The following is a 504-nucleotide window of genomic DNA, read 5'->3' as shown; positions in this document are numbered from 1 at the left end:
GCGGTACCCGGACAGCACCGGCGCCGGAAACTCCGGCACAGGATCGAAGATCCAACATTGCCGCCTGATCCGTTCCGCTTCGGTTTGAGCTTCGGCACAGGCCATGATCTGAGAGCGCTCCCAGAAAGCCTCGGCGCGCGACGGCAGCGCGGCGAGGACTGTCGCTGCCGCAAGGCCGGTCAACAAAACTCTGCTCATGAGACAGTCATGGATTGGAGCCTCTTCGGTCTGCGCATCCGTCTCGCATCGTCCAGCATAACATCGTCTGCGTCTTACCGGGTCGTAAACACCACACTCGAAAACCTTCGACTGTCGACCACCACTGCCAAGGGACTCTTCGCTTGACGATGAAACCGAGCCCGGCCCAGCTTCCCTCCATAACGCCATGGGGGATATCGAATCGATGCGGCAGCACGTCTCGAAAGTCGGTGCCGCAATTTGCGTCTTCGCCAGCCTGTCAGCGGGACCGGCGCTTGCGACGGAAGGCGGCGCCAGTCTTTATAT

1 protein-coding gene is annotated in these 504 nt (G+C 60.7%); it reads right to left on the bottom strand.

Annotated elements, in window-relative coordinates; all coding sequences use genetic code 11:
* The coding region (locus AB4Y92_RS25565; protein ID WP_441822166.1) for a hypothetical protein at positions 1 to 198 on the bottom strand (198 nt) is incomplete at its 3' end.
* Positions 199 to 504: the final 306 nt, after the last annotated feature.

Origin of the sequence: Lysobacter sp. TAB13, assembly GCF_052113885.1 — a bacterium.
Taxonomy (GTDB): Bacteria; Pseudomonadota; Gammaproteobacteria; order Xanthomonadales; family Xanthomonadaceae; genus Lysobacter; species Lysobacter gummosus.
This window is presented reverse-complemented; position numbering and strand designations above follow the sequence as displayed.